The sequence below is a fragment of the Psychromonas sp. genome, from assembly GCF_983033635.1.
In genome coordinates this window covers 1-7,041 of the sequence record NZ_CEZLMY010000176.1, presented here as the reverse complement: position 1 = coordinate 7,041, position 7,041 = coordinate 1, and the positions used below count along the sequence as shown (strand labels likewise).

Sequence of the window (7,041 nt, the reverse complement as noted above, 5' to 3'; positions counted from 1 at the left end):
GTGATGAAATTAAAACCTTTTGCTAAACGTGCCATTCCATAACTTATCTATTTTGGGTAAAAACAATAGCGCTCGCTTTTCCCCGACTCCGAGCGTGGCTGACTGACACGCCCGAAAACGCCCAAAAGTGAAGAACAATGGGGTCGCGTCTTTCCTTTTGTTTGTTGAACGAAGCCGCTTTGTTTATAGCCCCCTCCTTTTGCTTGAAATAACAATTCGTTGAACTAAGGTTGAATAGAGAAAGTAACGTTAACTGATTCGAATATTTTGATAAAAACAGCTGTTTAATTATGAATGTTAACGGCGTTTCTGACTATCAAAAGGAGCGTTAGATGAGCAATAAAAGAAGATTTCTTTGGATTGGACTGCTGATTACTTTTGTTCTCTCTTCTCTGGCTTATGCTACCAAAACAAAAACGATACGGATTGCGACGCTTGAGTGGGAGCCCTATATCGGTCAGAAGCTGGCGGATGAGGGGTTTATGGCTGAAATTACTCGTGAAGCATTCCGGCGGGGAGGTTATAAGGTTGAGTATATCTATTTACCCTGAAAAAGAGCGGTAACGAGTGCTGAATATGGTGAATTTGACGGTTATTTTCCATCATACTGGTCTGAGCAGAGAGAGAATAAATCCTTATTTACTGACAGCATTGTCAGCGGGCCGGTTGTTTTGTTTAAAGTTAAGGGCAGTACAATCACCTATAAGGAATTAAATGATTTAAAACCTTACCGGATTGGTGTTGTGAGAGGTTTTGTTAATACGGCGGAATTTGACGCTGCAGATTATCTGCATAAGGAGGAGGTGACAACGAATCTGATGAATATCAAGAAACTTTTAGCTGAACGAGTTGATCTGATTGTTGCAGATAAATTTGTTGGTTTTTACCTGCTTAATAAATACCTGCCGCATATGTTTGGACAGATAGAATCAATTTCACCTCCTCTGCAGGATAAAAAATTATACCTGTGCATATCCAAAAAATCCGACAATGCGGATCTTAAAGTGAAGATTTTTAATAAAGGCCTTAAAGAGATGCATGAGGACGGTACATTCGATAAAATTTTAGAAAAATATGGATTTTAAATCTACCCTGTAGCTCGGCCGCTTTTTTACCGGCAGTTTAATCTAGGCTGACAGATAAATGATTGCCAGCTCGTCTGACCGCATCTGTGTACTGATACTTATTATTACCCTCTTGAATGTCCGCCTGGTGAACCATAACTGCTCATATATCACTCTGTTTTATATGCAGGCATAAACACCTCATCTTATTAGATTAGGGTGTCTACTAGAGCGGCACAATTACAATTACCTCGCGTGTTCCGTTGTTATTAATAGGCGAGTTTTTTATTACTTACCTAATAAGGCGTTATATGCCCCAAGCGCCCTTAGCCCTCAATAAAAAGCGGCACTAATCTCCCTCGAGTAATACCGTCACTCTATATCAAAGCCAACGAGTTAGTGAGGATTCAGGCTGCTGTCGTGATGCAAGCTTTCCGTAAAAGCGTTCATTGTTCCCGATAGCATTTTACTTGCTAGAAAAATCTCCACGCTCGCTTCTTCCTGAATGCGAGCAATCCGACGAACTAGTGGATATGTCAGATCTAATATCATCCTGACTTTAAAACTGCCATATTAAACCCAAACTAATAGAGATTATGTAACCAAGGTGAGGCTTCTCTCTCTTTTACCCTCAACTGTTTTCTCGTGATTCTGCTGCACTTGTTGTGAATATTTATCCTTTCACACCACCAAAAAGTGAGCGCACACTTCCCATTGAAGGCAGTTTTTATTTGCTAACTTGCGCTTCATATTAGAGATTGAAATTTATTATTGGTAATTTGAAGTTTGTTTTTAGCAGGATAAAATTCAGTAATAACCCGCCAATAATAAAGTGAGCTGCTCTATTGGCTTTCGATTTTAAAAAATCAAGGTATGCATATCTTCTCTTTTATAAGAGAGCTAGATTAGATTTAAATCTGAAAACTAACCTGATAAATCAAGCCGGAGTTGTAAAGGCGCAATCTAATCCAGCATCTATTTTAATTTAATTGAGCCAACCCTAAATAATCTCCCTCGTAACGAGTTGCTCTGAACAGTTCTGAGCCATAGTTATATTCCCAGACAATTTCATGGCTGCTGTTATATTCAAATAAACGTCCTTCGGTGCCTTCGCATACGAGTGTATTACCGTTTTCTAATCGTTGTGCGCCGGAGATATGGTCGGCGTAAAATTCCCCTGCAACACCTTCACTGTAGCTGCTAACCATTTCTCCTGCTGTACAGTTATTTTCTTGATAACAAAACTCATCAACCGAGGAATAATTACCTTCCGGTCTGTTGCTGCCGTTGTTAAAAACTAATATGTTGCCGGCACCCGGAGCGCCTTCTTCAATCCATTGCGCGTCGTGCTGAACAAATAAAGTCTGCTCACCCGTTCCGTTATAGGCAGAAGGATTGCCTACGCGGGAAAGAATTCCCTGGCTGGCATCACCGTGATCTATAATCCAGTACTCATTAAAATTATGCACGCTGAGCAGTATTTGATCCGTCGCCGCGTTGTAGTCAACAGAGTTAATATGAGTCCAGTCGGAAGAGCCCGAGCCGTTAAAAAAGTTGAGGTTGATTTTGTCACTGTGCTCGCTGATATCGCTTACATAAGTACTACTGACACTGTTGTCGACATCTTGAACAATATGATCCCAAATACTCCAGCGCCAGATTATTTCGCCGTCAGTGCAACTGTTGCCGGCGCTGGAACGGCAGATCTCATAAACAGCATCGGCCCACAGAGTATCTGCAGATACTTGGGTTCGCCCTAAAGCCAACGCTTGTGCCGCTGTTTTTGCTTCCCATACAATGGCGAGAATATTGCCGTTAGGCAGTTGTTCAACATCATGGTGACTCAAGTAAGTGTCCGTTGCCAGCGTAGTGCTCCAAACAACATTGCTGTCCCAGTCTAAGATCTCTATCAAACCGGCGCTACCGCCAAATTGTCCGGAAAATGTCGCCGGTTTATTGCTACTGACACCCGGGCGTAATAATTCACCATTGTCCAAAAGGTAAACGGATAAACCGGGACGATAATCACTTTGCCAGCTATGCACAGTATCACCCTGCTGATCGATAAGATAAGTATCGCTCGACTGCATCGGTGAAAACAGCGTGTATTGCTCGATTACAGAACTTGCCGACTCAAAATTACGCACGCACCTGACTTTGTTATTGTCGCGTAATATATCGCCCTGCGGCCCTTTGTAATAAAAAACACCGTTAGCACCCGTCGCAGATTGAGCGCCGGGTTCGCTCGCCACGTCCACTTTGTCGTTACTTCGTTGTGCGCCTGCGCCATGTACATCTAATACGTTCCCCTGCATATAACCCAAAGCTCGGCCAAATGAAACGTAGGCGGCGTTACTGCCATCGTCGTTATTATTGACATGGGTAGTTGCACTCCAGTAATAGCCCCAATCGGTTTCGCCTGCTTCGTTTTGCAATGAACTGCTGTTAAAAATCGGATCTATTGCAGCCTGATTATGGGTATCTGGCGAAGCTGAATAATCAACAATACTTTGTAGCTCTTTGGCATTAGGCAGACGCCAGTCGTCAAAAGAAGCTGTTGTTGCCGCTTCGCATTGTGATACCGCATCATCCCAATTGCTCGATTCAGTATCATCTTTCTGCCACATTAATCCGGTGGCGTTATCGCTAACTGTCTGGTCGCTATTATCAACAAATTCATTGATACCATAGTCAGTATTACCGGTCACGCAGCGCACATAATATTCTTTAGTGTCGCTCGGATAGCCCTTGATTCGTCCATCCACATAGTTGACCCCAAACATCGTCGGGTCGCCGTTCATTGTGCTGCTTAAATACAACGTACTTGAAGCGTACTGGCCGTCGATAATACGATCATTGGCAGAATTTAAATCGCCAAATGCCCAGTCAAATACACTATCGAGAAATGCAACAAGCGTCGATGTATCAGTGCCTTGATAGCCACTGGGATCTTTGCCGCTGAATAAAATAAGTGAATATGCCTCTTTAATGCCGGGTAAACGCCAGTCATCACGGCCTGCAAAAGTCAGATTTTCACAATGGGTAACGGCTTCTGCTTGAAACAGTTTATCGTCATAATCTAATAATCCGTCATCGTTGATATCGCTGCTTTGCTGCCAGATTAGACCGGTCACATTGTCCGTTACCGTCAGGCCGTCACCGCTGAGCGTATAATTTGGCTGATTACCCGCATAATCGGCGTCGTAACCATTTCCCGTACATGTGACGGCTTGCCCTATTGATGAGTTGTAGCAACTGGTCTGGTTAGTATCGACAATGGCATAACTTCTATTGGAGTTGGCGGTTAAGCTGCTAATAGTGACTGAATCAGCCACGCTATTTTCTGTGCCGTCATTAACAACTAAGGAAATTACATAGTCACCGTCAATATCTGGTGTAAAGCCAGGAGTGGCACTTGTCGCGTTTGTTAAACTGGTAGTGCTGCTTGGCGCCGAAGTAATTGACCAGCTGTAACTAAGGGGGTCACCGTCTGCATCTGCGCTCGCACTTGCGTCAAGTGTAACCAAAGTGCTGGTTGTGACCGCCTGATCAGCGCCCGCATTGGCGATTGGCGGACTATTGCTTGGCGTCGTATCTTCTGTAACCTCGTCAGTTGTCTCGCCGCAAGCAACTATAAAGCTGCCAGTTAAGATGATAACAAAAAGAGCTCGCGCCCCTTTCAGTGTTAATTTTCCATAATTTGTAATATGCATAGCCTGCTCCTAAAGGACTTTCTAAATTTAGCTCAAAACTCAACGAATCTGCATAAGTTTTATTGTTACCATTTAAGGTAATAAAGAAATGTGCAAGAAATATGGAGGAAATGTGAATTAATAAAGGTATAAAGCGAATTCATATTGCAAACACTACAATAAACTGAACATCCGGACCTTGTATACCCATTCTACTGCAATATGCTAATTCAGAGACTAGCTCGGATGCCAGAACAAGGCGCAACATGATGACAATCGTATATCTAAGTAGATCACTATCCTGCCATATTGATCCCGCTGACTATAGCCAACAAAACAGTTGTTTCGACTAACCTTGTTTACTGCGATTAAAGTTCGATCAATTCAATTCAAAAGTATTACTTAGTTAACAGTTATTAATCAGGAAGCTACCTTAGTATCACAATTTGTATACTCTAAAATCAGGGAGAGAAAATGATTGCCTGCATATATATTTTGGAGAATTTATGAAAGAAGTACAATTTCGCAACGTAGATAAATTATTTATTAAAATGTCTATCAATGACAAATTTTGGGTTATTTTTGGATTGTTCCTAATTACCTTAACGGCATTATCCGTCGGGCGTTATCAAAACTCTCTACAACAAATCGAAAAACAATCTATGGTATCACTCGAAAATCAGCTATCAGGGATGGTAGTTGCGATGGAGTCTGCCAATCAAATAGAACAATTAGCTTCACTTGGGGTGAAAATCTCAACTTCAGCAAAAACCTCTTCCCGTCAAAAAGATATGCTAACCGCCGTAGCCAAGACAAGCTCACAACAATATGCATCTCTATCTCAGTCTGTTTCCGGTCAGGAAAAAAACGCTAAACAGCAAGCTTTCTACTCATTGCTGCTCTCTTTTCTTTGGTTACTGCCTTTTGGATTAATCCTGTATTGGAATGCGACTTTTATCGGAGGTGCGCTGTGGGTACTTTGGAATACGACTGAAAAGATCGCCAAAGGCGATCTCACTTCTCGTTTAGGCTTCCATCCGGGACGTGATGAGTTTGGCACAATTGGTTGCGCACTCGACAATGCAATGGATACCTTGACAGAATTAGTTGTCACCGTAAAAGATAATGCTCAAACTTTACACAGCACTTCATCTTCATTTGCAGATGAAACCCGTCAAAGTGAAGAGCAGATTAATCAACAGCACACTTCACTAGATTCAGTGGCGACAGCCATGGAGGAGATGACTGCATCCTCGTTGGAAGTAACTGATATTTCACAAAAAACATCTCAACAAGTCGAACAAAATTCAGAATATATCAAACAAAGCGACAGCCGAGTACAACACGCTATTAGCGAGATCCAACAGCTTTCCACTTATATTGATCAAACGTCTGATTCAGTTACAACTTTGAAAGAGAATGCCACAAAAATTAATGACGTAATCACAACCATTAATGCCATTTCTGAACAAACCAATCTGCTCGCACTAAATGCGGCCATCGAAGCCGCACGTGCAGGTGAGATGGGCAGAGGCTTTGCTGTCGTTGCAGATGAAGTCAGAACATTAGCGAGCCGCACTCAATCCGCAACGGTTGAGATCCAATCTATGATCGAGAGCCTGCAGTCAGAAACCAATAACATTGCTGATATGACTCAAAACACAGTAAAACAAGCGCAAACAAGCCGTGAACTAATAGTGAATATTGGCAGTGATGTGAATTCGATTACTGAATCATCGCAAGCTGTGATCGATATGAGCTTTCAAATTGCGACCTCCTCTGAAGAGCAAAGTTCAGTCGCCAATAATATCTCTGCAGAGTTGAGTGATATTCGCCTAAAATCTAATACTATTAGAGATTTAGTCGCTCAGTCTTCTCAAGGAGTTGTTAAATTATCCAACGCATCCGAAAGCCTAGGTGAAATTTTAGCACGTTATCAGACAGCTTAAGTTGTCCGCAGCGAGCATGCCTAAGTATGCTCGCTGCGACAACTAAATTAACTGTATCTATACCCAAACCACTTCAAGATGCTGATTCCTGCATCTTAAGGTCGCTTGGGTGTATACCCAAACGAGTCAAACATTCACTGCCAGGCAAGTTACAAATGTTTACATCACCGTAAAAATGAAAGATAAGTCGAAACTCCCCTTAATTACAATGACTAGCTATTGAATATAACTCGGATGATTTAATATTAATCTTTTCAAACTGTTTCTTTTTAGCTAAAGCCTTAAGCATATCGCGAGTGACAAGCGTAATGCCTTTTTCAGAAACACGAAAGCCGT

The 7,041-nt window shown here is 42.1% G+C and carries 3 protein-coding genes and 1 pseudogene; 3 read left to right on the top strand and 1 reads right to left on the bottom strand.

Annotated elements, in window-relative coordinates; genetic code table 11:
* Positions 1 to 332 precede the first annotated feature (332 nt).
* Together AC4GME_RS16030 and AC4GME_RS16025 are read left to right on the top strand one after the other, a co-directional pair.
* Complete coding sequence (locus AC4GME_RS16030; RefSeq protein ID WP_490378246.1) at positions 333 to 551, top strand: hypothetical protein; 219 nt, start codon at positions 333 to 335, stop codon at positions 549 to 551.
* 33 nt (positions 552 to 584) lie between these two features.
* Positions 585 to 1,085: pseudogene (locus tag AC4GME_RS16025) on the top strand (substrate-binding periplasmic protein); the annotation flags it as partial.
* A 959-nt stretch (positions 1,086 to 2,044) separates the two neighbouring features.
* On the opposite strand, the gene AC4GME_RS16020 reads toward AC4GME_RS16025, so the two are convergent.
* Positions 2,045 to 4,777 carry an Lcl domain-containing protein gene (locus AC4GME_RS16020; RefSeq protein WP_490378247.1) on the bottom strand — a complete coding sequence of 911 codons (2,733 nt, stop codon included), beginning with the start codon at positions 4,775 to 4,777 and terminating at the stop codon, positions 2,045 to 2,047.
* 485 nt (positions 4,778 to 5,262) lie between these two features.
* Between AC4GME_RS16020 and AC4GME_RS16015 the strand changes: the two genes are divergently transcribed.
* Positions 5,263 to 6,705 (top strand): methyl-accepting chemotaxis protein, encoded by a 1,443-nt coding sequence (locus AC4GME_RS16015; protein WP_490379755.1) that lies wholly within the window; start codon positions 5,263 to 5,265, stop codon positions 6,703 to 6,705.
* Positions 6,706 to 7,041 lie beyond the last annotated feature (336 nt).

Coding starts and splice junctions, on each gene's coding strand:
- AC4GME_RS16020 (WP_490378247.1), bottom strand. CDS start 4,777: ATGCATATTACAAATTATGGAAAATTAACACTGAAAGGGGCGCGAGCT.
- AC4GME_RS16015 (WP_490379755.1), top strand. CDS start 5,263: ATGAAAGAAGTACAATTTCGCAACGTAGATAAATTATTTATTAAAATG.
- AC4GME_RS16030 (WP_490378246.1), top strand. CDS start 333: ATGAGCAATAAAAGAAGATTTCTTTGGATTGGACTGCTGATTACTTTT.